Annotated in this window: 23 protein-coding genes, 2 tRNA genes and 1 pseudogene; 15 read left to right on the plus strand and 11 right to left on the minus strand. The window is 62.1% G+C overall.

Annotated features, from left to right (window positions below; translation table 11 throughout):
- The first annotated feature begins 30 nt into the window (after positions 1-30).
- The 3 genes from rimO (at position 31) to AC4GYV_RS07820 (ending at position 2407) form a co-directional block, all read left to right on the plus strand.
- Entirely contained in the window at positions 31-1371 is a 1341-nt protein-coding gene (gene rimO / locus AC4GYV_RS07810; protein WP_491100086.1) for a 30S ribosomal protein S12 methylthiotransferase RimO, read from the plus strand.
- Between the two features lie 45 nt (positions 1372-1416).
- Positions 1417-1731: a hypothetical protein gene (locus AC4GYV_RS07815; RefSeq protein WP_491100087.1), complete on the plus strand. Its 315-nt coding sequence runs from the start codon at positions 1417-1419 to the stop codon at positions 1729-1731.
- A gap of 139 nt (positions 1732-1870) precedes the next feature.
- A complete protein-coding gene (locus tag AC4GYV_RS07820) occupies positions 1871-2407 on the plus strand; it encodes a hypothetical protein (protein ID WP_491100088.1) in 537 nt (178 codons plus the stop codon).
- A gap of 3 nt (positions 2408-2410) precedes the next feature.
- Here AC4GYV_RS07820 and AC4GYV_RS07825 read toward each other — a convergent pair whose 3' ends face one another.
- Positions 2411-3460, minus strand: a complete 1050-nt coding sequence (locus AC4GYV_RS07825) for an AI-2E family transporter (RefSeq protein ID WP_491100089.1) — start codon at positions 3458-3460, stop codon at positions 2411-2413.
- Between the two features lie 93 nt (positions 3461-3553).
- Between AC4GYV_RS07825 and AC4GYV_RS07830 the strand changes: the two genes are divergently transcribed.
- Both AC4GYV_RS07830 and AC4GYV_RS07835 read left to right on the plus strand, forming a co-directional pair.
- Positions 3554-3784, plus strand: a complete 231-nt coding sequence (locus tag AC4GYV_RS07830) for a DUF2842 domain-containing protein (RefSeq protein ID WP_491100090.1) — start codon at positions 3554-3556, stop codon at positions 3782-3784.
- A gap of 33 nt (positions 3785-3817) precedes the next feature.
- Positions 3818-4942, plus strand: coding sequence for a cell wall hydrolase (locus AC4GYV_RS07835; RefSeq protein ID WP_491100091.1), 1125 nt, complete (start codon positions 3818-3820; stop codon positions 4940-4942).
- On the opposite strand, the gene AC4GYV_RS07840 is transcribed toward AC4GYV_RS07835, so the two are convergent.
- The 3 genes from AC4GYV_RS07840 to AC4GYV_RS07850 all read right to left on the minus strand — a co-directional run bounded on the left by AC4GYV_RS07840 (position 4905) and on the right by AC4GYV_RS07850 (position 7059).
- A complete protein-coding gene (locus AC4GYV_RS07840; protein WP_491100092.1) occupies positions 4905-5693 on the minus strand; it encodes a J domain-containing protein in 789 nt (262 codons plus the stop codon). The genes AC4GYV_RS07835 and AC4GYV_RS07840 overlap by 38 nt on opposite strands.
- A 39-nt stretch (positions 5694-5732) precedes the next feature.
- A tRNA-Asp gene (locus AC4GYV_RS07845) sits at positions 5733-5809 on the minus strand.
- 20 nt (positions 5810-5829) lie between these two features.
- Positions 5830-7059 (minus strand): AI-2E family transporter, encoded by a 1230-nt coding sequence (locus tag AC4GYV_RS07850; RefSeq protein WP_491100093.1) that lies wholly within the window; start codon positions 7057-7059, stop codon positions 5830-5832.
- Between the two features lie 223 nt (positions 7060-7282).
- Between AC4GYV_RS07850 and AC4GYV_RS07855 the strand changes: the two genes are divergently transcribed.
- Entirely contained in the window at positions 7283-7969 is a 687-nt protein-coding gene (locus AC4GYV_RS07855; RefSeq protein ID WP_491100094.1) for a TMEM175 family protein, read from the plus strand.
- A 52-nt stretch (positions 7970-8021) separates the two neighbouring features.
- Here the strand turns inward: AC4GYV_RS07855 and AC4GYV_RS07860 are convergent.
- A tRNA-Leu gene (locus AC4GYV_RS07860) sits at positions 8022-8106 on the minus strand.
- Positions 8107-8155: 49 nt separating this feature from the next.
- Positions 8156-8602 (minus strand): DUF805 domain-containing protein, encoded by a 447-nt coding sequence (locus tag AC4GYV_RS07865; RefSeq protein ID WP_491100095.1) that lies wholly within the window; start codon positions 8600-8602, stop codon positions 8156-8158.
- A gap of 162 nt (positions 8603-8764) precedes the next feature.
- Here AC4GYV_RS07865 and AC4GYV_RS07870 point away from each other — a divergent pair, with 162 nt between their 5' ends.
- Positions 8765-10543 carry a thiamine pyrophosphate-requiring protein gene (locus tag AC4GYV_RS07870; RefSeq protein ID WP_491100096.1) on the plus strand — a complete coding sequence of 593 codons (1779 nt, stop codon included), beginning with the start codon at positions 8765-8767 and terminating at the stop codon, positions 10541-10543.
- Positions 10544-10578: 35 nt separating this feature from the next.
- Here AC4GYV_RS07870 and AC4GYV_RS07875 read toward each other — a convergent pair whose 3' ends face one another.
- Both AC4GYV_RS07875 and AC4GYV_RS07880 read right to left on the minus strand, forming a co-directional pair.
- On the minus strand, positions 10579-11097 hold the full coding sequence (locus AC4GYV_RS07875) for a DUF805 domain-containing protein (protein ID WP_491100097.1): 519 nt from the start codon (positions 11095-11097) through the stop codon (positions 10579-10581).
- Positions 11098-11157: 60 nt separating this feature from the next.
- Entirely contained in the window at positions 11158-12666 is a 1509-nt protein-coding gene (locus AC4GYV_RS07880) for a YifB family Mg chelatase-like AAA ATPase (RefSeq protein WP_491100098.1), read from the minus strand.
- A gap of 130 nt (positions 12667-12796) precedes the next feature.
- On the opposite strand from AC4GYV_RS07880, the gene AC4GYV_RS07885 reads away from it, so the two are divergent.
- The 7 genes and pseudogenes from AC4GYV_RS07885 to AC4GYV_RS07915 all read left to right on the plus strand — a co-directional run bounded on the left by AC4GYV_RS07885 (position 12797) and on the right by AC4GYV_RS07915 (position 16952).
- Positions 12797-13168, plus strand: coding sequence for a hypothetical protein (locus AC4GYV_RS07885; RefSeq protein WP_491100099.1), 372 nt, complete (start codon positions 12797-12799; stop codon positions 13166-13168).
- Between the two features lie 89 nt (positions 13169-13257).
- On the plus strand, positions 13258-13392 hold the full coding sequence (gene rpmH, locus AC4GYV_RS07890; RefSeq protein WP_037504084.1) for a 50S ribosomal protein L34: 135 nt from the start codon (positions 13258-13260) through the stop codon (positions 13390-13392).
- A gap of 14 nt (positions 13393-13406) precedes the next feature.
- Positions 13407-13715, plus strand: a pseudogene (gene rnpA / locus AC4GYV_RS07895) (ribonuclease P protein component); the annotation flags it as partial.
- Positions 13712-13924 (plus strand): membrane protein insertion efficiency factor YidD, encoded by a 213-nt coding sequence (yidD, locus tag AC4GYV_RS07900; RefSeq protein ID WP_491100100.1) that lies wholly within the window; start codon positions 13712-13714, stop codon positions 13922-13924. The pseudogene rnpA and the gene yidD, both read left to right, overlap by 4 nt.
- A gap of 13 nt (positions 13925-13937) precedes the next feature.
- Entirely contained in the window at positions 13938-15641 is a 1704-nt protein-coding gene (gene yidC / locus AC4GYV_RS07905; protein WP_491100101.1) for a membrane protein insertase YidC, read from the plus strand.
- Positions 15638-16282 (plus strand): ribosome biogenesis GTP-binding protein YihA/YsxC, encoded by a 645-nt coding sequence (yihA, locus tag AC4GYV_RS07910; protein ID WP_491100102.1) that lies wholly within the window; start codon positions 15638-15640, stop codon positions 16280-16282. The genes yidC and yihA overlap by 4 nt, the downstream gene beginning before the upstream one ends.
- A 10-nt stretch (positions 16283-16292) precedes the next feature.
- Positions 16293-16952: a glutathione S-transferase family protein gene (locus tag AC4GYV_RS07915; RefSeq protein WP_491100103.1), complete on the plus strand. Its 660-nt coding sequence runs from the start codon at positions 16293-16295 to the stop codon at positions 16950-16952.
- Here the strand turns inward: AC4GYV_RS07915 and AC4GYV_RS07920 are convergent, their stop codons facing one another.
- The 3 genes from AC4GYV_RS07920 to AC4GYV_RS07930 form a co-directional block, all read right to left on the minus strand.
- Positions 16953-17420, minus strand: a complete 468-nt coding sequence (locus AC4GYV_RS07920; protein WP_491100104.1) for a cupin domain-containing protein — start codon at positions 17418-17420, stop codon at positions 16953-16955.
- Positions 17421-17470: 50 nt separating this feature from the next.
- A complete protein-coding gene (locus tag AC4GYV_RS07925) occupies positions 17471-19579 on the minus strand; it encodes a TonB-dependent receptor plug domain-containing protein (protein ID WP_491100105.1) in 2109 nt (702 codons plus the stop codon).
- A gap of 118 nt (positions 19580-19697) precedes the next feature.
- Positions 19698-20840, minus strand: coding sequence for a glycosyltransferase (locus AC4GYV_RS07930; RefSeq protein WP_491100107.1), 1143 nt, complete (start codon positions 20838-20840; stop codon positions 19698-19700).
- A gap of 49 nt (positions 20841-20889) precedes the next feature.
- Between AC4GYV_RS07930 and AC4GYV_RS07935 the strand changes: the two genes are divergently transcribed.
- On the plus strand, positions 20890-21717 hold the full coding sequence (locus AC4GYV_RS07935; protein WP_491100108.1) for a class I SAM-dependent methyltransferase: 828 nt from the start codon (positions 20890-20892) through the stop codon (positions 21715-21717).
- The last annotated feature ends 30 nt before the right edge of the window (positions 21718-21747 follow it).

Genomic DNA, 21747 nt, shown 5'->3' on the forward strand with positions numbered 1-21747 from the left:
AAGTCTTCCTATATTGGGCCAGCCCTTCCGATGAACGTCACAACTCTCCCTAAGCCCCCGCGGGTGGGCCTGGTCTCGCTCGGCTGTCCCAAGAATCTGGTCGACAGCGAGCGCATCATGACCAAGCTGCGCGCCGACGGATACGACATGTCGCCCGACTATTCCGGGGCTGACGTGGTGCTCGTCAACACCTGCGGTTTCTTGGATTCCGCCAAGGAAGAAAGCCTTGAGGCGATCGGCGAAGCCATCGCGGAAAACGGCCGCGTAGTCGTTACAGGCTGCATGGGCAAGGAAGCGGAAGCAATCCGCGAACGCTTTCCCGATGTGCTCGCAATCACGGGCGCGCATCAATATGAGGAAGTCATCGCGGCCGTCCACGAAGCGGCTCCGGCAGTCCCCTCACCATTTGTCGATCTGGTGCCCGAGGCCGGCCTCAAGCTGACCCCGCGGCATTACAGCTATCTGAAGATCTCGGAGGGCTGCAATCACCGCTGCGCCTTCTGCATCATACCGCACCTGCGCGGCGATTTGATGAGCCGCCGCCCCGATGCGGTGCTGCGTGAAGCCGAGAAGCTCATCGCGGCCGGGACGAAGGAACTGCTGGTCATCAGCCAGGACACGTCGGCCTACGGCGTCGACGTCCGTCACAAGGCCTGGCCGTGGAAGGGCGAGGACGTCCGCGCCCACATGACGGATCTGGCGCGCGAGCTCGGCAAGCTCGGCGCCTGGGTGCGCCTGCACTACGTCTATCCGTATCCGCACGTCGACAATGTCATTCCGCTGATGGCGGAAGGCTTGGTTCTCCCCTACCTCGATATTCCGTTCCAGCATGCGAGCCCGAACGTGCTGCGCGCAATGCGGCGCCCGGCGAACGACGCGAAGGTACTCCAGCGCATCCGCTCGTGGCGCGAGCAGGTGCCGGATCTCGCCATCCGGTCATCCTTCGTGCTCGGCTTCCCCGGCGAGACGGATGAGGACGTTGCCTATCTTCTCGCTTGGCTCGAGGAAGCTCAGCTCGATCGGGTCGGCGCGTTCAAGTTCGAACCGGTCGAAGGTGCACCCGCAACCAACATGGCCGATCAGGTCCCCGAAGACATCAAGCAGGAGCGCTTCGAACGGGTGATGGCGCTGTCGGCGCGCATCTCCGCGGAAAAGCTCGAGCGGAAAGTCGGCTCGACGATCGACGTGCTCATCGATGCGGTCGATGGGGAGACAGGCGGCGCTACGGGGCGCTCGAAGGCGGACGCGCCAGAGATCGATGGCGAGGTTCATTTGCGCGACGCCGGCGGGCTCAAACCGGGCGATCTGGCCACTGTCCTCGTCGAGGACAGCGACGAACACGACCTTTACGGCGTTCCGCTTAACGCATAATCTCCCCTTTAGCCCAAGCACTTGGGTTTCAAGGGGGAGATCCATATGTCTCGTACCAGCGTCGCATTGTACGCGGCTGTTATCCTCGCCGCTCAGCTCACGCCGATTTTGCCCACTGCACCTGCGTTCGCTGACCCCAATCCAGCGATCGACCAGTGCCGCGAGCTGCTGCCGTCGCGACCGAATTCCAATCAGGGCGAGTGCGTCTCCTACATCAACACCGCGAACAATCAGTCCCGGGGCGAGGTCGCACATCAGTGCGATTTTCTCGAAGAAAACGATCCCTTCATCTTCGAGATGATGTTCGTCAGCAGGAACGACTGCATCCAGGCGTTCGGCCTTCGCGGGCACTATCATTAAATTGGTTTCCGGCCTGCTTCCGCAGGTTGAACCCGCGTGGTAATTTCACGCACGTAATCGTTGGATTGCTTCCGTTAATTTTGCGGGAGTTATCTAGCGTCACTCGCGTCAGGGGTCGCGAGCGAAAAAGGAGCTCGCAATGTCAAAATCTTCCATTCGAATTGGTGCTTTAGCACTCGCGGCGACCGCCATTGCGGGCTGCACGACGACTGGCATCGGTACCGGCCAAGCGCTCAACGGCAAGCTCAACGCCAACTTCACCTGGACCGAGCAGGGTGGCACCGAAGGCGTCATGATCGCCCATCTTAGCGATGGAACGACCTATCAGGGACAATTCTTCCAGGTCACCTCGGAAAGCAGCGTCGACAGCTTCGGTCCTCTCTGGGCTGGATGGGGCGGCGGCTGGGGTGGCTGGGGCGGCTGGGGCGGCTGGGGCTCCCGCTGGGGTTGGGGATGGGGCGGATGGGGCCCCTGGGGTCCGTACGACCAGACCATCACCTATTACAGCGGTCAGGTCCTCGCTAACCTGCAGGGACCGAGCGGCCACATGCGCTGCCACTTCACGCTCCAGAGGCCCTATTCGGGCATGGCGGGCGGCGGCCTTGGTCAGTGCCAGCTTCCCAACGGCGTGATCATCGACGCGCAATTCCCGCGCGGATCGGCGCAGTATCATTAAGGGCTAAGCCCCGTGGGGCTTGCGGAACACAGGGTTGCCGTCGTTTGACAGAAGGGCGGCAACCCAACGCGTGCTTTCGAACTGCGCGAATACCATCATCGACATAAGGGTCAGCGGAACGGCCAAAAAGGCCCCTGCAATGCCCCAAAGCACGGTCCAGAATGCCAGCGCGAGCAACGTCACCACTGGATCGATGTTTTGCGTCTCAGCCTGCATTCGCGGGTAGATGAAGTTGCCGACAATCGTCGCGGCAATCTGCGTGACGACGAAGATGGCTACAGCTTGCCAATAGGTGGGGAACTGAATCAGCGCGAACAGGCTGGGCAGGATCGAACCAATGGTAATTCCGATGTTTGGGATGAACGTCAGCAGGAAGAAGAGCACTGTCCAGAAGAGGATGTTGTTCAATCCAACGGCCATCATCACGATGACCGCTGCCAGGGTAAGCATGACCCCGGTGACGGTCTGAACCCAGACGTAGGTTTCGATGTCCGTTGCCGCACGGCTGACGACACCTTTGATCTGAGCGGCCCGCTTCGAGGAGCCCGCGGCCACATCGATCTTCTGGCTGATGCGCCGTCGCCCGGCGAGCATGAAGCCGAAATAGACGATCATCAGCAGCAGTCCTGCGGCGAAGCCCTGGAGGCCAGACGCAACGGAGCCCGCGATTTCAGGAATGCTGATGCTTCCTACAATCGTGCTCAGATGGACCTCCCGCTCAAGATGGAGCGACCGGCCCGCGTCGACGATGATCTGGTCGATGCGATGGGCAAGCAATGGGCCTTCGCTCACGATCTGCACGGTGCCTTGGACCATGACGAATAGTCCGGCGGCTGCGCAGAATATCACCACGAGCCCCGCCAGCGCCGCGACCGCCCATGGCGGCGCTTTTCGCCAGCGGTTCTGAATGAAGCGGACCAGCGCGCTGACCAGTACGGTGAGCACGAAGGCAATCACGAAGGGGATCAGGATACCGCGCAGGAAGTACAGCATGGCCAGCGCCGCCGCTGTGCCGGTAAGGATTTGCGCTGTGCCGATCGTACGCGTCGTCAAGGGATGCTCACCTTTCTTGCCGTTGATAACCCCTTCGCTGCGGCTCCAAAAGCGCCCTGAGACTCGTCGGATCCTCTGAGCTATAGGCGCCGAATGGCAGAGCCCTCCTCGCGCAAGCTCGTCGGTATCGGGCTCATCCTCGTTCTGATTGTCGGCTGGGCGGCATTCGTCGCAAGTCTGGCCCCGGTCGTCGGCAAATGGCCTGTACTGGCACAGGCGCCATACTATCTCTTTATGGGAATAGCCTGGATCATCCCTTTGAAACCATTGATAAGATGGATGGAAACGGGCTCGTTTCGGGGGGCTTCTCAGCCTCGTAATTGAAATAACTGTATTACGTAGGTATATCAGTATTGAATGGCTGAAGCGCTGACACTCTCTCGCCCGCTCGACGGGCTGCGCCGGAACGTTGCGCGCGTGAAGGTGCGCGCGGAAGCGATCTGGCGCGCTTATCCGCGAGAGACGATCGGCGTCGGCGTTCTTAGTTTCGCAGTTGCGGCCGCTCTCGGCGGTGCGGCTGTTTCTTCTTCGCCTGACCTGACACGCACCGCGCCAGAGGCGGCACCGCCTGCTCCGCCTCCATTGCTCATTCGCAAACTGGCGCCTGAGCAGGCCCTGCAGGTCAACCAAGAAATCCCGATCGCACGGGGTCCGAACCCAGCCGCGAAATCATTCGTGTTCAAGGGCGGCAGCAACGACCGGGCGCAGGCGCTCGAGTGCCTGACGAATGCCGTCTATTACGAAGCTGGAAGTCAAGACGATAACGGCGAGCGTGCGGTGGCACAGGTGGTGCTCAACCGTGTCCGCCATCCCGCCTTCCCGGGTAGCGTCTGCGGCGTCGTCTATCAGGGATCCACCCGCCCGACCGGGTGCCAGTTCACCTTCACTTGCGACGGGTCGATGAATCGCCAGCCGGACGCCGAGGGTTGGAAGCGGGCCTCTCGCATTGCCGAAGCTGCACTCTCCGGCTTCGTCTACGCGCCCGTCGGTTACGCCACTCACTATCACGCCGATTATGTCGTGCCCTACTGGGCCTCGACCCTGGCCAAGAGTACGGTCGTTGGCGCACACATCTTTTATCGCTGGGCCGGTTCATGGGGCCAGCCGGGGGCTTTCGTGAAGTCCTATGTCGGCACCGAGCCCAATGCGCGTGCGCTTCGCTCCGCGGCCCTCGCCGCGGTGCACATCACAGCTAACACGCCCTCCAGCGTTGCTCAGGCGATCAAGGACATCCCGGGTGCCGAGGCGATCAAGCTCGCACCGTCCATGCGAGGCGACAAGCGCGTCGCAGTTCGCTTTAACCTCGCCGCTCGCAAGGCTTCCGACGAGGTGAAGCATGAGGACTACACGCAGAAGTTCGCAACGTCGGACAATCTGAAGTGGGCGCTTTCAGGCGATACGGTGGCCGAAAACCAGGCGCCGCTCGGCAAAGCGCAAGCACCCGCTACCGCGGCTCCGGGTCCTCAGACCGGCCAGCACTAATCGGATCCGTCTCGGGAGGCTGCTTTGGCGCCGCCAGAGCGAGCTCGACCTGCAAGCGGATCCGGTCGAGCCTTCCATCCACGGCCAGGTAGTCGCTCGACAGCGCTGACGCCGCATTCCACTGACGTCGGGAGACCGATAGCTGGCTAAACGGCCCGCCATCCCAGCTGGGATCCCGGTCCTGCAATTGCACCACCGCATCATCGAACGCGGCGCAGCGATCGAGTTGCTCAAGACTTGGCTGTTGCCGGAAGGTCGCCTGACAATCACCACTGGCACTGAGAATCCCACTCTCATTGCGCGCTCTCACTAGGTGCGTCGCATTCTGCACGGCCAAATCTACGGCGGCGCCATGAATTGGCTGATCCATCGGATCGTTCGTTTTGGCGCTCGGCGGTCGGCCAATGAGTGGCCGCACTTCCTTCGGCGCCAATTCTTGAATGAGTGCCCCCACCGGCCCTGTGGCGAACAACAGAATGAACAACCCAGCAATCATGATGATCGCTGCCCAGACCCAGGCGCGCCCCGTCCCGTTGACCTGGTCGTCTGGCATGATCAGCGGGTCGCTCACAGCCGATCGGCCCCGCAGTTCACGATAAGCACGATTGATTTCGGCAGCCCTGGAGCTGTCTCCGCCCTCAAGATCCGGGTGATGTCGCTTGATCAGCCGCTTGTAGGCGCGATCGATCGCAGCGGAATCCGCTCCTGGATCAAGCCCGAGTGCGGCATAAGCGGAAGCGTCCCCACGCATTAGCGCAGGGTCTAATCCAGACGAACCACATGTGAAAAGTGGCGCGAGTGACGGGGCTCGAACCCGCGACCTCCGGCGTGACAGGCCGGCGCTCTAACCAACTGAGCTACACCCGCGTTTTTGGCGTGGCGGCGACCTAGGAGGAGGGCCTCTGGGTGTCAACCATTGCAGGTTGTATTTCCTGCCGATCTTCCACTTCTTCCTCGTCAAGGTCACCGATGTGGGTCAGCGTTCCGTGCTCGAACAGGAAGCCGGCGATGTCGGGCGTGCCCGCAGCGGAGAAGATAGTCTTCATGATGATCAGCAGCGGCACGGCCAGAAGCGCACCCGTCGTTCCCCATACCCAGGCCCAGAAGGACAGTGAGATCAGGATCGACAGCGGGCTGATCGTAAGCCGATGCCCAACCACCATGGGCGTGAAGAAATTCGCCTCGATCAGGTGGAACGAGATGAATGCCGCGGGCGGCCACAAAGCGCCCCAGATGTCCGGATAGGTCATCAAGCCGCCGAGGAAGAGCAGCAGCGCGCAGACGATCGGCCCAAGATACGGGATGTAATTCGCCACCGCGACAATGCCGCCCCACATGATCGGCGACGGCATTCCGAGCATCCACAGCGCGCCCGCGGTTAGCGCGCCCAGCCCGACGTTGATGAGCGTGATCGTGCCGAGATAGGTCGAAGTGGCGTCGACGACCTGCTGAATGACGCGTGCCGTCGTTAGTGCGCCCTCGAAGCTGCCACGGCTAACGATCGTCTTCTTCCGCATGGCGGTCCAGCCGGCGAGGAAGAAGAAGATCACCAAGAGTGAGAAGAAGAGCTGGATCAGCAGGTGCGGCGCGGAGCTTGTGAGTAAACCGAGCATCGAATTGGGCGTCTCGACCTGGACAGTCCGCTGCGGGCCGCGCGAAAGGGCGATCTGCGCAGACGTCTTCTCGATGAAGCGGTCGAGATTCTTGTAGAGGTCGAAGACCGGTTCGAGCGCCGCTCTCACTTTCGGAATCTTGTTGGGTACATCATGCACCCAGTCCGTGGCGGGGACGACAATCGACCCAATGGCGAACAGCGCCAGCATCAAGAAGATGAGCACGCAAAGTCCCGCCGAGGCCTTCGAGGGAATTCCCCGCCGCTCGAACCATTCCAGTGCGGGCACAAGTGCGATCGCCACAACGAGCGCGGCCGTGACTGGCATGAAGAACTCGGCACCCATCCGAAGGGCGAACGGAAGACCAACGATCAGGCCGATACCTGCGATGAGCGTCAGGGATGCGAGCAAACGGTCCCGTTTGACGGTGATCGTCTCGGCGAGCACCCGAGCCTCATCGGACTCTTCATCGGTCTGCTGATGCTTGCGGGTACGCGCGTCCATATCAGGGAGCATATCGCCACCGCGCGAAGCCCGCTAGCAGAACCATGCAATGCTTCCGATCTCCGATGAGGCCAATTTGCCTTGGCTGAGGGGCGACGTGATTACCGCCATGCGGACACTCACCCCAGCGTGGGTTCGATATCTGCTTTGTGGAAGGGTTACGCTGGGCGCCGCGCAAGTTTCAGCATTAGCAACCTTGGATTGCGGTGCGTGTTTGCTGACCATGGCCCAAGATCCCCACGGGAAGACCTACGGAGCGGAGCGCGGCCTCAGCCGCTTTGAAGGGTTCAGCGATGCAGTTTTCGCAATCGCACTCACGCTCCTGATCGTCGAGATCAAGGTGCCCGGATCACCCGATGGGCCGCACGGCTATAATGATCTCGCCAAGGCGATGGCCGAGCAGTGGCGCGAACATCTCGCGCTCGTTCTTTGCTACGTCGTGATCGGCGCCTACTGGCTTCAGCACCATTATTCGGGTCGCATCTACGCCAAAAGCGATCACTGGTTCAGCGCGATCAACCTGCTGTTCCTGCTGGCAATTGTGGTCATTCCATACCCAATCCGCGTCTGGTGCTTTCATATCGGCACGCGCTTTGAGCCGATCGCATCAGTAACTCTTGCTGCGGGTCTCGCGCTGACCGCCTGCACCTGGATGGGAAAGTGGTTCTACGGAATGCCCGGCCGTAGAGTGATGGACGAACGGCTCGCGCCCGACTTCCTGCGGCAAATGACACGGCGTTACGGCAGCGCCACGCTCATCCAGATTGCGGCTGTTCCGATTGCTGTCCTGGCTCCCCGTGTTGGCGTCGCGGTCGCCCTGGTTTCCGTAGCCTTCTTCCTGCTTCCGCAGCCGAAACCGCGCTACAGGGCGGGCCAAGAGCCGAGTACGGAGGAAAAGCTGGGTGAATAAGGCCGCGGGCGGTCTGACAGGTCGCCCAAGGTCTGCAAACTTAGCCGGATAATGGTGCCCCTGGTCCGACTCGAACGGACACTCCGGTTAGGAACTCGATTTTGAGTCGAGCGCGTCTACCATTCCGCCACAGGGGCACGCGCGGTCTTAGCTAGGCGACCTGCTCCGTTCGGGCAACAGTCTCGCTCAGCGCGCGAACGAGAAGGCTGTCGGGCTCGAGCCGTAGCGGTTCGGGATCTGCTTGCCCTCCTTGAGGAAGAGCAGGAGCAAATTGGCAAACGCCAGCAGGGTGAGACCGGCCCAACCGAGAGCAACGATACGCGGAAGGACGCCCCCGTAGGAATAGAGCAGCGGGGCCGCCAACAGCATGAGGCACGGGACCAGAAGCTCCCGGCCGCTGCGTCCGAGGTCGTGCAGGCGGCGAACGGCGACGGCGATCTGCGGGATGATCAGCAAAAGCCCGACGAAGCCCGCGAGCGACGGTCCAAAGCGAAACAGCGCGCCGACGAAACCGGTGACCGCCTGAACGATGATCACGAAAGCAAAGAAGCACCAGAATTCAGACCGCGACGCGCGGCCCTTGAAGTCGGCATATTTGCGAAGCGTGTAGAACGCCGATTGGAACAAGAACATCACAGCCCCCTGCATACGCGACCCGAGCAGACCCGCGCCGAGATAGGCGCGCGCGTTTAATTTTCGGTTACGGATGATGTTTGCAGACGCCTACCGAAGAGTTCACGGACCCGTGAACAGTCGCTGGCGTTGTCATCCTATCCACAGCGAGCCGGTGCAGCCATGAAGACAGCGGACTTCTTCGTTCAGCGACTGAAGGACTGGGGCGTCAAACGGATCTTTGGCTATTCGGGCGACGGCATCAACGGCGTCATCGGCGCCATCCAGCGCGACGGCGAGATCGACTTCATCCAGCCGCGGCACGAAGAAATGGCTGCGTTCATGGCAGTCGCGGACGCGAAGTTCGGCGGCGAGCTGGGAGTTTGTCTTGCCACCGGCGGCCCGGGCGCGACGCACCTGATCACCGGGCTGTACGATGCCAAGCTCGATCACATGCCGGTGCTGGCAATCTGCGGGCAGGCCGAAGCGACTGTACGCGGTGGGAGTTATCAGCAGGAACTCAACCTGGACCGCGTGTTTGCCGACGTCGCCGAATATGTTCAGGAAGTGACGCACCCGGCGCAGGTGCCGCACGTCCTCGACAGGGCCATCCGCCTGGCGCTTGCGAGGCGCGCGCCTTCCGTCGTGATCATCCCGAAGGACGTTCAGGAGCAGGCTTTCGAAGGACCGCGGCGGGCGCACGGCTTTACGCGATCCGGATCGGGCTATTCGCCACCGGTCGTCGTTCCGGCGGAAGAGGACCTGCGCCGGGCTGCGGACGTGCTCAACGCCGGCTCCAAGCCTGCTATCCTAATCGGCGCCGGCGCTGTCGGTGCGGTAGAGGAAGTCATCGAGGTCGCCAAAAAACTTGGCGCCGGTGTCGCGAAGGCACTGCTCGGGAAGACCGTACTCCCGGACGATCTTCCATTCGTAACAGGCTCGATCGGTCTGCTTGGCACTCGTCCCAGCTCAGACATGATGAACGGCTGCGACACTTTGCTCATTATCGGCAGCGGCTTTCCTTGGTCGGAGTTTCTGCCGAACGACGACGCGGCTCGCGCGGTCCAAATCGACATCGAGCCTGCAATGCTTTCGCTTCGCTATCCGTGCGAAGTGAACTTGCAGGGCGACGCCGCGGAAACGCTCCGGCTTCTGCTGCCGCTGCTGCGGCAGAAAAGCGACCGCGCCTGGCTCAACGAGATCGAGAAAGGGATGGGTGACTGGTGGGAGACGTTGGAGGCCCGCGCCAAGACAGCGGCTCACCCGGTGAATCCGCAGCGGGTGGTCTGGGAAATGTCCCCTCACCTGCCGGAGAACGCGATCGTTACCAGCGACAGCGGCTCCTGCGCGAACTGGTACGCGCGCGACTATCGCGTGAAGCGCGGGCAAATGGCTTCGCTGTCCGGCGGGCTGGCTTCGATGGGTGCGGCCGTGCCTTACGCCATCGGCGCCAAGTTCGCGCACCCCGACCGGCCGGTTGTCGCGCTAGTTGGCGATGGCGCCATGCAGATGAATAACATGGCCGAGCTGATCACCATCGCGAAATATAAGGATCGCTGGCCGGACAAACGGCTCGTCACCTGCGTCTTCAACAATGAGGACCTCAACGAGGTGACTTGGGAACAGCGCGTGATGAACGGCAACCCTCGCTACGACGCGAGCCAGGACATTCCCGACGTCCGCTATTCGCAGTTCGCGGAGCTGATTGGCCTAAAAGGCATCTTCATCGACAAGCCGGAGGATCTTTCGGCGGCCTGGCAAGAAGCGCTATCGGCCGATGGGCCAGTCGTCCTCGAGGTGAAAACCGATCCGGAGATCGCCCCGCTACCGCCGCACATCACCTTCAAGGAAGCCAAGAAGTTCATGCTGTCGATGGCCAAGGACGATGACGCCAGCCACGTAATCCGAGACACGGCCCGGCAAGTGGTCAACGCCGTGCTGCATCGCGAAGACAAGGACTGAAGAGTGGGCGCCTCGTGAGGCGCCCACCCAATCATTCACTCGGCGGCGACAGCCACACCATCGGATCCATAGGGGGTGGGACCGTAGCGGTTTTCGCCTGGCGTGCCCGGTAGAACGTAGAAGATTAGAAGCACGATCCCCATGACGCCGCCAACCAGGAGGAACAGGCTCGCGAGCCCCAGTCCCGCGGTCGGCGCTGCCCCTGCCGCACCGCCCATGAGCGCCGCACCGCCGAGAATCATTCCGATCACATAGGGCACGACACAGGCCAGCAGCCACCAGCCGCTTCGATTTGTATCGTGAAGCCTCCGGACGCCGGCCGCGATCGACGGGACCAGAAGCCCCAGGCTGACGAGAATTGTCAGTGGTCCGTAAAGGCCGGCGATCATCTGACCGATGCCAAGAATGCTCTCGATAATCCTGGCGACCATGTAGAGAACCAGCACTGCGAGAAAGAACCACCAATATTCGGCTCGCGATGCTCGCCCGGAAAAGTCGGCGTATTTGTGAACCGGCCTTTTGGCCCAATCGATTGGCGACATATTCGGATTCATCTTGGGTCCCCTCCCTGTTGACGATCAGATGCTAACTAGAGCCGTAACGAACGCAACTTCTTAGTTGCGGGGCGCCTGCCGGCGATAACTGAGCGCTTCGGCGACGTGGATACGGCCAACTTGCTCAGAGCCTGCGAGGTCGGCGATTGTGCGTGAGACGCGAAGGATGCGGTGAAAGCCTCGCGCCGACAGGCGCATTGCCGCTGCAGCATCGGCAAGCAACTTCCGGCCCGGCTCGTCGGGCGTCGCGACCTGATCGAGTATTTCTCCGTCAGCCTCGGCATTCGTCCGCGGTCCGTGGCCGTTGTAGCGTTTGGCCTGGATGTCGCGCGCTACTGCGACCCGGCGCCCCACTTCGACGCTGCCCTCCGCCGGCGGCGGCAAGGTCAGGTCGGCGGCTGAAACGCCCGGCACTTCGACGTGCAAGTCGATGCGGTCGAGCAATGGGCCGGAGACGCGTGCCTGATAGTCGGCGGCGCACTTGGGCGCCCTGCTGCACGCCAGCGCCGGGTCACCGAGATGACCGCAACGGCATGGGTTCATTGCCGCGACCAGCTGTACCCGGGCTGGGAATGTCACATGCGTGTTGGCGCGAGCTACACTGACATTGCCTGTCTCCAGAGGCTGACGCAGGGAATCGAGGACAGAGCGTTGAAACTCCGGCAGCTCGTCGAGGAATAGCACGCCGAGGTGGGCAAGACTGATCTCTCCGGGACGAACGCGCAGTCCTCCTCCGACGAGCGCCGGCATAGAAGCGCTATGGTGCGGTGAGCGGAATGGCCGTTGGCGGCGGATCTTGCCGCCACCCAGCTCGCCAGCGACGGAGGCGACCATCGACACTTCAAGGGCTTCGGCGGGTTGCAGGGGCGGCAAGATGCCGGGAAGGCAGGCGGCGAGCAGCGATTTCCCCGAACCGGGCGGGCCGCTCATCAAGAGGTTGTGGCCACCTGCAGCCGCTATTTCGAGCGCGCGCTTGGCTACCTCCTGCCCCTTCACCTGCGCCAAGTCCGGTCCAAGATCCTGAACTTCCGCTTCGACCGATGCCGGCGCAGCGACCAGCGCCGTCCCCTTCAAGTGCGCGAGCAACGCGAGCAGGTCGGGCGCAGCGATGACGTCGAGCTCACCCGCCCAGGCTGCCTCGCTTCCCTGCGCCGCGGGGCAGATCAGGCCTTTGTCGAGGGAGGAGGCGTGGATCGCCGCCAACAACACGCCCGGCGAACCCGCGATACGGCCATCGAGGCTTAGCTCTCCAACGGCGACATAGTGAGAGAGCGCCTCGGCATCTGTGGCCCCGATTGCAGCGAGCAAGCCGAGTGCGATCGGCAGGTCATAATGCGATCCCTCCTTCGGGAGATCCGCGGGCGACAGGTTTACTGTGATCCGCTTCGGCGGCAGCGCAAGTCCGATCGCGGCTAGCGCGGCTCGCACCCGCTCACGGCTTTCCGCTACCGCTTTGTCCGGCAGCCCAACGATAATGAAGGCCGGCAGCCCGGCGGAAAGCTGGACCTGCACCTCAACGGAGCGCGCTTCCAGGCCAAGATACGCAACAGTGGCGACGGTCGCGACCATCAGGCCCGACCCCGCATACGCTCACATACGAACAGAATTCCCCCTAACTCGGCGTGCTGGACGTAGCGCGGTGGGACGTATCGCCGCAAGCGGGTTGCGCGAAGGCCGGTGCATTGCCACATCAATACACATGATCTCCCGTGACCAGTGGCGTAAGTTTATCGATCACCCAGTGGTCGAATGGACGATGTTCGCCGTCGGCTTAGTCCTCTTGATCGTCTCACCACTGGTGGGCGCGATCCCTGGCCCGGGCGGAATCGTGGTGGCCGGCATCGGCCTCGCCCTCGTCCTCAAGACAAGCATGTGGGCGAAGCGGCGGTATGTGCAGTTCAAGCGCTGGCAGCCAAAAGCCGGTCGCTGGACCGACTGGGCGCTGCAGCGGCGCTCCGCCAAGCGGCGTGAAGCGATCCGCAAATCCGAAGCCGAGCAATCCGATTCGGAAGTCCTCGTCGAGAAGGCAGATGTCGGAAGTTCGCTCGTCGATCGGCTGTCCGGTCGTTGACTTCCCGCTTCCCTTCCCTTATCGGCGCGCACGACAGCGGCTGCCTCTTAGGGCGGCCCTTTTTCATTTAGTATTTTGAGGCATGAGCGATGAAGCGCACTTTCCAGCCGAGCAATCTGGTCCGCAAGCGGCGGCACGGGTTCCGCAGCCGCATGGCGACGGTCGGCGGCCGCAAGGTGCTGAATGCTCGCCGCGCGCGCGGCCGCAAGAAGCTCAGCGCCTAACTACCTTAAAGAAGCGCGCCGACTTCCTTGCTGCCAATGGCGGCAGGCGCGCAGCTACACCCGGCTTCGTCCTGCTTGTCCGCGACCGCAAGGATTCGGACCCGTCGATGCGCGTGGGCTTCACGGTCACCAAGAAGATCGGCGGCGCTGTCGTGCGTAATCGAATGAAGCGGCGCTTTCGTGCCCTTGCGCGTGAGATCGTCCCTGCAAAGGGTTTCGCGGGTGCGGACCACGTCATGATCGGCCGTGCGAAGGGAATTGAGCGAGACTTTGCTCTCCTCCGCGACGAGCTTGCGAATGCCCTGGAGGGCATGCGCAAATGATTGCGCGCCTCCTCATTTTGATCGCGAAGGCCTGGCAGAAGGGCCCATCGCAAATTCTTCCGCCGAGCTGCCGCTATCAGCCGAGCTGCTCGGCCTATGCCATTACCGCAATTGAACGCTATGGAGCCGCCCGCGGGGGCTGGATGGCGTTGAAACGCATCGGCCGCTGCCATCCCTGGGGCGGCCAGGGGCATGACCCAGTACCGTGAGGATCGATAAGAAGTGAACGATAGCAAGAACCTGATCCTCGCCGTTGTGCTGAGCGCGCTTGTGCTGCTCGGTTGGACTTGGGCGGCGAACAAATATTTCCCGACGGCGAATCCGCCGAGCACGAAGATCGAGAACGGCAAGCAGCAGCCGTTGCCGAAGCCGGAGGCACAGATTGCGCCTGCCGCTCCCAAGGTCTTGCAGAACCGTGCGCAGGTGCTGGCATCGACGCCGCGCGTGCAGATCCGCACCCCTTCGCTCGAGGGATCGATCAACCTCAAGGGCGCGCAGATCGACGACCTGCTGCTGGTCCGTCAGAAGCAGACGATCGCCAAGGACAGTCCGCCCGTACGGCTCCTTTCGCCGCTGGGCACGGTCGGCGCTTACATCGCTCAGTTCGGCTGGACTGCTCAGGGCGGGACCGCGCCGGACCTCAACACGATATGGACGGCGGACAGCCAGACGCTGACACCCGGACATCCGGTGACGCTGACCACCCAAACGCCTGACGGCATTCGCTACCAAATGCGGATCGCGGTCGATGACGGCTATCTGTTCACTGTCCAGCAGCAGGCGACAAATGCCGCCGGACAGCCCGTTGTGCTCCGGCCGATCGGACTCGTCAGCCGCGCAACCCAGTCCTCAGATCCGTCGACCTGGACCAACCATGTGGGCCCGATCAGTGTTTTCGGCGGGAAGGCCGATTACGACATCAACTGGAAGACGTTGGACGAGGACGGAAGCAAGAGCTTCGCGGACGTCAGCGGTTGGCTGGGTTTCACTGATAAATACTGGCTGACGGCGCTTGTCCCGGCCGGCACCGTTGCGGCGGACTTCCGCCACTCCTCAGGCGGCGGCTACCAGGCCGATTTTGCCGCAGCGCCTGTATCCGTAGCGCCGGGGCAGACCGTGACGACGAACACGCGCCTGTTCGCGGGAGCAAAGGAAAAGGCTTGGCTCGACAAATATGAGCAGGCCGGCATTCCCAAGCTCTCCAAGTCGATCGATTGGGGCTGGTTCGAATTCTTCATGCGGCCGATCTTCGCGCTGCTGATCTTCCTGTTCCACGCAGTCGGAAACTTCGGCCTGGCGATCATTTGCCTGACGCTGATCGTGCGCGCGATCCTTTTCCCGATCGCGCAGAAGCAGTTCCAGTCGATGGCGGCGATGCGCAAGCTGCAGCCGAAGATGAAAGCCATCCAGGAGCGCTTCAAGGACGACAAGCCCCGCCAACAGCAGGAGATCCTGAAGCTTTACCAGACGGAGAAGATCAATCCGGCGGCAGGCTGCCTACCGATCCTGCTGCAGATTCCGATCTTCTACGCACTCTACAAGGTGCTGCTGGTCTCGGTCGAAATGCGTCACCAGCCCTTCTTCCTGTGGATCAAGGACCTTTCGGCGCCCGATCCGCTGACGCCGGTCAACCTGTTCGGCCTGCTGCACTTCTCGCCGCCGGCATTCCTGGCGATCGGCGTTCTCCCGATCCTGGTTGGCGCGACGCAGTGGCTTTCGATGAAGCTGAACCCGCAGCCGATGGATCCGGCGCAGGCCCAGGTGTTCGCACTGATGCCGTGGTTCCTGGTGTTCATCATGGCGCCGTTCGCCGCGGGGCTTCAGCTTTACTGGTTGACCAACAATGTCCTGACGATCGCGCAGCAGTCGTGGCTGTACCGCAAGTACGGCCTGCATCTGTCGGACACTCATCCGGTCCATACATGAGCGAGGAACGCGACAAGGAACTAGGGGAACGAGCGCGCAAGCTGTTTGCGGGCCCGATCGAGTTCCTGAAGTCCGCGCCGGACTTGAAGTTCCTGCCCGACCCGGACGTTCCGGAGATTGCCTTCGCTGGCCGATCGAATGTGGGCAAGAGTTCGCTGCTCAATGCGCTCACCAACCGTAAGGGCCTGGCTCGGACGTCGAACACGCCGGGCCGGACGCAGGAGCTCAACTTCTTCGACGTGGGCGACCCGAAGCAGATGCGGCTGGTGGACATGCCCGGCTACGGCTTCGCCGAAGCGCCCAAGGACATGGTGAAGCGCTGGCGGTTCCTCGTAAACGACTACCTGCGTGGCCGCCAAGTGCTCAAGCGAGCACTGGTGCTGGTCGACTCCCGCCACGGGCTCAAAGAGGTCGATCGCGAGATGATGCGCATGCTCGACGATGCGGCTGTCAGCTATCATCTCGTTCTCACCAAGGGCGACAAGGTGAAGCCCACCGCTCTTGGCGCACTCTACGAGGCGACCATGATCGAGGCCGCGAAACATCCTGCCTCGCATCCGACGATCTTCACGACTTCGAGTGAAACAGGTAGCGGCATCGCCGAGTTAAGAACCGCAATCCTCGAAGCGGCGAACACATAGGGGCGACGACTTGCTCAAGTTGATCATCGGAAACCGGGCCTATTCAAGCTGGTCGATGCGCGGATGGCTCGCGACGAAGCAGTCGGGCGAGGAATTCGAGGAATATGTCGTCCCGATGTTCGATGCCGACTGGGAGAAGCGGCGCGAGGGCGACGAATTCGCACCGTCGCTAGGAAAGGTGCCGATCCTGTGGGACGGCGATTGCGTCGTCTGGGACAGCCTGGCGATCATCGAGTTCTTCGCCGACCGCGTCGGTCGCGATCTTTACTGGCCGGAGGCAGAGGACGCGCGGGGCATGGCACGCTCCATGGCGGCCGAAATGCACTCAGGCTTCGCGAACCTGCGGCGCGAGCTGCCAATGAACGTCCGCAAGAGCTTTCCGGCCAAGGACCTCACCGACGAGGTTCGCGACGAGATCGACCGTATTCTCCAGCTGTGGGCGCAGGCTCGCGCTCGGTTCGGCGGAACGGGTGACTTCCTGTTTGGCGACTGGTGCGCAACCGACATGATGTACGCCCCCGTCGTGACGCGTTTCATCACCTATGGGGTACCTGTGCCCTCATTCGCGGGCGTCTACATGAAGAACGTGCTGTCCCACCCCCACGTCGCCGAGTGGATCGACAAGGCCCAGGACGAGCCCTGGGTGATCGAGCAATACGAAGCCGCCTGATTATTTGACGCGGGTGGCGGTCTCGTAGGGGGTCCCGTCCTTCCTGACGTAGCGACTATCCTCGGTGAACATCATGTCGATGTCGGAGTAGCCGCCCCCGGTATTGGTGCCGCCGCCGACAACGACAAAGGAGCAGTCGGCGTCGCTCTCATTGCGCAGATGATGTCCGTTCGTGCTGCCTTTCGGCCAGACGGCGAGATCACCCGGGCGAAGGACCTTCTCTCCGTCGTCCTCGACCAGCACCGCTTCGCCCGAGAGCATCACGAGGAACTCGTCCTCGCCATTGTGCCAATGACGCTGCGACGACCATGCGCCAGGTTTCAGCACCACATGGCTGGCGGCAAAGTCGGTCAGCCCGGTCGCTGGCGCCAGCCTCCGATACCATCGACCCTGCACATCCTTGTCGAACGGCGCCGGGTAACCAGTCCGGTTGACCTGTTCGATGGAATCAACATCGATCTTCGGCATGACTGCACCTCCGCTAGTGAAGGGAATCCCTAGCAGAGGTGCAGCGCCCCCTAAAAGTTGCCCTTGACCTTAAGGCTGAAGATCGGGCCGATCAGCTGGTTGTTGACCTGGTAGAAATCGACCCCGCTCGTGTCGCGCCAGTCGAGGTAGACCCAGCGGCTCCAGCGGTGGCGAGCATTGAAGATGTTCCCGACTTGCGCACGCACATTCATGCCGAACACATTCTTGTGCTCGATGTAGGCGCTGACAAACCACGGGCCTTCCCAGTTCCGGTAGACCTCGGTCAGATAATAGTTCTTGGTGAAGTGGGCGTACGAAGCCTCTCCGCCCCAAGCCAGCGGAGTTCCAGGGATATCGTGCCTTAGGTTCAGGTCGGCCCAGCGGTCCTGGACGCCGCTGATGGGCCGCTTTACGCCCGTAAGCGGATCCGTGACGCTCGTGTCCTCCGCCCCGAACTGGATGTCGAGCTTCGCGCCCTGCCAGCCGAGGGGATCGAAGTTAATCGTGCTCGTGCTCTCGAACCCATAACGCCGCGCGCTCGGCAGGTTGCCGATGCCTTCGGTGTGATCGGGGAGCGGGATGACGTCGACGATGTCGCTGACCTTGTAGAACCAAGCCCGCAGGCGGGTCTTTCCCCAGCTGCCGAAATCACGGCCGACTTCGCCTTCGAATTCCCAGCTCTGGGGCGGGACCAGGTCCGGATTGCCGGCATTTTCGCGATCCTCGGTGAGCTTGGGCTGCGCGAGGAAATCGTAGAAGCTGATCTGACCCACCTGGCGGCGGAGCTTTAGATTCAGGTCCCATTTGGGCCCGGGATGCCACCCCAGAATGATGCTGCCTTTCGGCCGGAAGAAATTGCGCGCGTCCTGGTCATCGTCAGTGCGATCGAGGCGCGAGATCTCCGCCCCCGCCGCAACCTGGAAATCGAGCTTCGAGTTCAGCGGCCGGCTGAAGGTCGTCATCGCCTCGTAGCGAACTTCCTCGACCCGTCCGGTCCCCTGAGGAAAGTCGACTTCCTTGAACTCGTCATCGGGCTGCAGCACGAACAGCCGCCCCTTCTGGTCGAGAAAGTTGTAGGCACGCTCGAGCGAGACCTGCCAATCGTTCTTCCCCGTCTTCCAGCTATATTCCGCGCGGCCGATCGTCTCACCGATGTGCGAATCGCGATCGAACCGAACGCCGTCATCAAGCGGTATGCTGTCGTAGTGAGTGACCTGGGTGGTGATCACGGGCTCGTGGTCGCGGTGTTGAAGGCCGATAAGCTTCAGACGGCCCGGTCCGAGGGCGAATTCGTAATCGCCGTTGACGTCGTAATACCAGCCGTCGAGCTTCTGAACGGTCGTTCGTCCGCCCCGGTCACCCGAGACTAGGAAGCGGCTATCGGTGATGTGCACGGGGCTCCAATAAGGCGTGTAGCCAAGGGTGAGGTTGCCGAAGGAAGAGCCTGGGCCATCGAGGTGGAACTTGCCCTGAAACGTCAGCAAGCTTGATTCCGAGTGATAGACTTCGTTGCGGCGCTCGATGAGCTTGTGGTCCGCATCATAGATCATGATCGGTCCGCCAAAGGCTCCGCGGCCGGCGTCGTTCTTGACCGACAGTACATAGTCGACCGGCCCGGCCTTGCCGCCGTAGCTCACCGAACCCTCGAGCAAGTTCGGCTTCGAATAGTGAGCACGGAAGTCCGGACGCCACTCGAACTGACCGCTGGTCGTTTGCACGGCTTTCAAAATGATGTTGGCGACCTGCCCGGACAGGCCGGCGATGCCCAGGCTGGCGGCGTCGACGATCTCAATCCGATCGACGTTAGTCGCAGGGGTCCGCTGCAGCTGGTCCACCGCCCCGCCAGTCTTGTTCGCAATTCGCTGGCCATTGATCAGGACGTTTTCGGTCGCCTGTCCGAGGCCTCGCTCAAGCTCTGACGGCGATGGGGACTTGATCGTAAAGCCAGGTACCTGGACGAGCATGTCGTAGCCCGTCTTCGGGACAAACCTGGCGAAGTCGGCGGCCGTGTAGACGCGCTTAGCCGTTCCCGCCCCAGCAGGTGCAGCAGCAGGCGGAGCCTTGGGATCTACGGTGGGAGTGGAAGTCTGAGCTATCGCCGGAGACGCAAGGGCGCTGCTCGTAATCAAAGCCAACCGGAACCAACGCAACGCGAACATCAACCAACTCTCCCCTCTCCAGCCAGCGCTTCCCGGCTGATGCTACATTTGTAGCGTGCTACATTTGTAGCGAAGGGAGATCAAGCTAAATTTGTAGCGCGTCGAGAATAGCGAAATATCAACGTCCCGCCGACACGCGCTGCCAGACGTCGTGATAGGCTTTCACCATCCGTTCGAAGGTGAACCGCTCCGCGATGCTGCGCCTAGCCTCGGCGCGACGTTGTTGCCAGCTCTGTCTGTCGCCGGCCCATTCAGCGTGAGCATCGCCGATTGCTTCCGCGAGCGCAGCCGAATCTCGGGCCGGCACAGCCCAGCCGTTTGCTCCGGCCATCAGCGCGGCATCCCCCACGTCAGTCACGACGTTCGGCGTCCCACAGAGCATCGACTCCGCGACCACGTTGGGGAAAGCCTCGCTGCCGCTGCTGGCCAGGACATGCAGGTCCAGCGCACGATAATAGTCCCGGACGTTCGTCTGAGCCCCCGCCAGGATCACCGCATCCTCACGCCCCGCCGCTCGAATCTCGGCCGCAAGCTCTGCATTGTCCTTATCGAGCCCGCCTCCGACCAGCATGCAAACGACAGGCAGTCCGCGAGCCCGGAGCGACTGCGTCGCGCGAAGCAAGTTCGGGATGTCCTTTTGCGGATGCCAGCGAGCGACGCTGCCGATCAGAAACGTGCGATCCTCCACACCCAGGTCGCGACGCAAGGCCGCCCGTGCCACGTCGTCGGGGAAGAAGGTGTCGGGCTCGTAGCCGTTGTGGATCACGGCGTTCGGAACGGCGTCGTAGCCAAGCTCCCGATGCAGCTCGGCGGAGCGGGCGGAGCAATTGATGATGAAGTCCGCAAGGCGCTTCGACTCCCGTCCGCCCATCCTTGCACACAGGCGGGACACCCGCCCGATGTGCTCGAAAGTCGAAGCGTGGATGCCCCACACAACCGGCAATCCCGCGGGCCGCGCCCAGAAGCCGCTGAGTACATTGGCGACATAAAGCCAGGACTGGATGACGTCCGCTCCGCTCTGTCGCAGCAACTTGCGCAGCTTGAGCAGTCCAGGAACGAAGTTTGTCGAGCTCATCCCGAGGTGGTGAACACGCACCCCCTGCTCTTCTAGACGCGCGCTATACCACTGGCGGTCACCTAGGCAGATCACCTCGTGCTCGATGTCCGGTGTGGAGGCCGTCGCCAGCCGATAGAGCAAAGTCTCGGCCCCGCCGAGGTGCAGGCCGCTGATCACATGCAGGACGCGCAAAGTTTTGCTCATTCGCTTCAAGCGCTTGCACAGCGTCGTTGCGTCCGCAATGTGGCAGTCGATGTCCGCCCGACGAAACATCGACGCAGCGACCGTCGAAGGCTTCGGCCGGGAATGGCGGCACTATGACCAAAGCGAGCTCGACCGGGCCGAAGCCGCGCGCATCTTCGACGCCTATTTCAGCTTATTTGACTTCGCTGGCTTGGGCGAAGGTTTCGACCTGGGTTGCGGAAGTGGCCGCTGGGCGCGGCTTGTCGCGCCGAACGTGAAGAAGCTCCACTGCATCGATCCCTCCGAAGCGATCGAGGTCGCCCGCCGGAATTTGGCCGACCTCCCAAACGTGCACTTCCACCGCGCGTCCGCCGACGAGATTCCGCTGGCTGATGGGTCGCAGGATTTTGCCTACAGCCTCGGCGTCCTCCACCACATCCCGGACACGCAGCGCGCGCTCGATAATGCAGTGCGCAAGCTCAAGCCGGGCGGCCAGATGCTGGTCTACATCTATTATTCGCTCGATAATCGCAGCGCTCCCTACCGAGCGGTGTGGAAAGCATCGGATGCTGGCCGAAAGTTGATCTCACGCCTTCCCTTCTCGCTTCGGCGTGGAGTCACGACAGCGATCGCAGCTGGCGTCTATTGGCCACTCGCCAGGACTGCTCGTCTGGTCGAACGATTGGGCGGCGATCCGTCACAAATCCCGCTGAGTCCATATCGCTGGAAAAGCTTCTATACGATGCGGACCGACGCGCTCGATCGGCTCGGAACCCGGCTTGAGCAGCGCTTCTCTCGGGCCGAGATCCAGCAAATGATGCAGAAGGCTGGTCTGACGGACATCCGCTTCTCCGAAAGTGATCCCTTTTGGGTCGCAGTCGGACGGAAGGTCCGCTGAAGCAGATGCACAAGCCTCGGCAACATGAGG

It is taken from the genome of Sphingomonas sp. SP4, from assembly GCF_058313375.1.

Excerpts from the sequence above, each read along its gene's own strand:
- rimO (WP_491100086.1), top strand. The coding sequence starts at position 31 with ATGAACGTCACAACTCTCCCTAAGCCCCCGCGGGTGGGCCTGGTCTCG.
- AC4GYV_RS07815 (WP_491100087.1), top strand. The coding sequence starts at position 1,417 with ATGTCTCGTACCAGCGTCGCATTGTACGCGGCTGTTATCCTCGCCGCT.
- AC4GYV_RS07820 (WP_491100088.1), top strand. The coding sequence starts at position 1,871 with ATGTCAAAATCTTCCATTCGAATTGGTGCTTTAGCACTCGCGGCGACC.
- AC4GYV_RS07830 (WP_491100090.1), top strand. The coding sequence starts at position 3,554 with ATGGCAGAGCCCTCCTCGCGCAAGCTCGTCGGTATCGGGCTCATCCTC.
- AC4GYV_RS07835 (WP_491100091.1), top strand. The coding sequence starts at position 3,818 with ATGGCTGAAGCGCTGACACTCTCTCGCCCGCTCGACGGGCTGCGCCGG.
- AC4GYV_RS07840 (WP_491100092.1), bottom strand. The coding sequence starts at position 5,693 with ATGCGTGGGGACGCTTCCGCTTATGCCGCACTCGGGCTTGATCCAGGA.
- AC4GYV_RS07850 (WP_491100093.1), bottom strand. The coding sequence starts at position 7,059 with ATGGACGCGCGTACCCGCAAGCATCAGCAGACCGATGAAGAGTCCGAT.
- AC4GYV_RS07855 (WP_491100094.1), top strand. The coding sequence starts at position 7,283 with ATGGCCCAAGATCCCCACGGGAAGACCTACGGAGCGGAGCGCGGCCTC.
- AC4GYV_RS07865 (WP_491100095.1), bottom strand. The coding sequence starts at position 8,602 with ATGTTCTTGTTCCAATCGGCGTTCTACACGCTTCGCAAATATGCCGAC.
- AC4GYV_RS07870 (WP_491100096.1), top strand. The coding sequence starts at position 8,765 with ATGAAGACAGCGGACTTCTTCGTTCAGCGACTGAAGGACTGGGGCGTC.
- AC4GYV_RS07875 (WP_491100097.1), bottom strand. The coding sequence starts at position 11,097 with ATGAATCCGAATATGTCGCCAATCGATTGGGCCAAAAGGCCGGTTCAC.
- AC4GYV_RS07880 (WP_491100098.1), bottom strand. The coding sequence starts at position 12,666 with ATGGTCGCGACCGTCGCCACTGTTGCGTATCTTGGCCTGGAAGCGCGC.
- AC4GYV_RS07885 (WP_491100099.1), top strand. The coding sequence starts at position 12,797 with ATGATCTCCCGTGACCAGTGGCGTAAGTTTATCGATCACCCAGTGGTC.
- rpmH (WP_037504084.1), top strand. The coding sequence starts at position 13,258 with ATGAAGCGCACTTTCCAGCCGAGCAATCTGGTCCGCAAGCGGCGGCAC.
- yidD (WP_491100100.1), top strand. The coding sequence starts at position 13,712 with ATGATTGCGCGCCTCCTCATTTTGATCGCGAAGGCCTGGCAGAAGGGC.
- yihA (WP_491100102.1), top strand. The coding sequence starts at position 15,638 with ATGAGCGAGGAACGCGACAAGGAACTAGGGGAACGAGCGCGCAAGCTG.
- AC4GYV_RS07920 (WP_491100104.1), bottom strand. The coding sequence starts at position 17,420 with ATGCCGAAGATCGATGTTGATTCCATCGAACAGGTCAACCGGACTGGT.
- AC4GYV_RS07925 (WP_491100105.1), bottom strand. The coding sequence starts at position 19,579 with ATGTTCGCGTTGCGTTGGTTCCGGTTGGCTTTGATTACGAGCAGCGCC.
- AC4GYV_RS07930 (WP_491100107.1), bottom strand. The coding sequence starts at position 20,840 with ATGAGCAAAACTTTGCGCGTCCTGCATGTGATCAGCGGCCTGCACCTC.
- AC4GYV_RS07935 (WP_491100108.1), top strand. The coding sequence starts at position 20,890 with ATGTCCGCCCGACGAAACATCGACGCAGCGACCGTCGAAGGCTTCGGC.